3 protein-coding genes are annotated in these 1,360 nt (G+C 72.8%); all 3 read left to right on the plus strand.

Annotated features, from left to right (window positions below; all coding sequences use genetic code 11):
• On the plus strand, positions 1 to 411 hold a 411-nt coding region (locus AB0L95_RS42185), incomplete at its 5' end, for an ATP-binding protein (RefSeq protein WP_365171985.1).
• A gap of 277 nt (positions 412 to 688) precedes the next feature.
• Positions 689 to 1,165 (plus strand): hypothetical protein, encoded by a 477-nt coding sequence (locus tag AB0L95_RS42190; RefSeq protein ID WP_365171987.1) that lies wholly within the window; start codon positions 689 to 691, stop codon positions 1,163 to 1,165.
• Positions 1,162 to 1,360, plus strand: a 199-nt coding sequence (locus AB0L95_RS42195; protein WP_365171989.1) for a hypothetical protein, incomplete at its 3' end; no start/stop codon positions are given. The genes AB0L95_RS42190 and AB0L95_RS42195, both read left to right, overlap by 4 nt.

Genomic DNA, 1,360 nt, shown 5'->3' on the forward strand with positions numbered 1-1,360 from the left:
CCCAGCCCGAGTTCGCTGCCCGGCCAGCCCTGCGACCACCAGGCGCTGCTCACCCTGCCCGCGCAGGAGGCACACGTCCCCGCCGCTCGTCACTTCGCGGCCGATCTGCTGGCGACCTGGAGTGTGCCCTCGAGCGAGCGGGACTCCGCCGTACTCATCGTCGACGAACTCGCCGCCAACGCCGCCCAGTACGGCCATGAGCGCATGACTCTGCTGCTCGCCCTCGACCACGGCACTCTGCAGATTGTGGTCAGTGACTCCGGCACGGCCGTGGAGCGCCACCACCCCGACGTCGCCCCCGACGAACACGGCCGAGGCACCGGCATCGTCCAGTACCTTGCCCAGTCGACCGAGGTCCACCAGACGTGCAGCGGTCGCGAAGTCCGCGCCTGCCTGCCGTGCTCGCCATGACCGGCCCGGACATTCCGCACGAGCTACGACGCTCGGCCGGAGCCGACACCGTGGCACAGCGACGGATCACCAGGGGCGGCTGCAGCGCCGGGCCACCCGACGCCCCCGCCGAGTGGGCCTTCGCGACCCACAAGCCCTGCCCCATCGACGGCTGCCCGGGCCCGGCCCAGGTGCCCATGCGGTCCGCGGCACACCCATCGGCCCTCGACCCCGGCCACGACACGGTGCCGTGTCAAAGCTGCGGCGCCGGACCCTGCGTACCGGCGGAGGTGTGAACATGGACGTCACCCCGGACAGCGGCCAGGACATCGCTGCCCCGCCCCCGCACGACGCATACGCGAAGGCGCCGGACCTACGCCGCGAGATGCACCAAGTACTCGCTCTCGGGGCCGAGCGCGAGGGCCGTCAGGCCAGGCCCGCCATCGGCCCCCCGGTCGATGCCCCGGCCGCCGAACGCGCCTGGCTGCTACGCCGCGCCGCCCTCATGGACCGGATGGCCATGGACGCCCCCCGCCCCGGCCCGGTCGCTGCCGCCGCAGAAACCGCCGAACAACTCGTCCTGCACGACCGCCGCCATCCCGACCTGGTGGCCGGCCCGCACCACCCCGACGCGATCACACTCACCCCCAACTGCCGCCTCTACGTCCGCCAGGAGTACGCCGCCTGGACGGCCGCCGACCGCCCCGGAACCAGAACCGGCCCCGACCCCGACCCCGACCCCGACCCCGACCCCGGCAGGAAGAACGGCACATGACCCGCAAGGACATCAGCACCCGGCAGGCCCCCGCAGCGGCCGACCGACTTCACTCACCCCACATCCCACGCCCGACAGCCCTGCGCGAACACTGCGCCGGCCTGCGACAGGAACGGTCACGCCAGGGAGCGTCGATGAACGCACCATGGCCGAACGCGCAGACCCACCACCCGTTCCAGGTGCCTGAACATGGTT

Source organism: Streptomyces sp. NPDC052036 (assembly GCF_040680495.1).
Taxonomy (GTDB): Bacteria; Actinomycetota; Actinomycetes; order Streptomycetales; family Streptomycetaceae; genus Streptomyces.

Excerpts from the sequence above, each read along its gene's own strand:
- AB0L95_RS42190 (WP_365171987.1), top strand. The coding sequence starts at position 689 with ATGGACGTCACCCCGGACAGCGGCCAGGACATCGCTGCCCCGCCCCCG.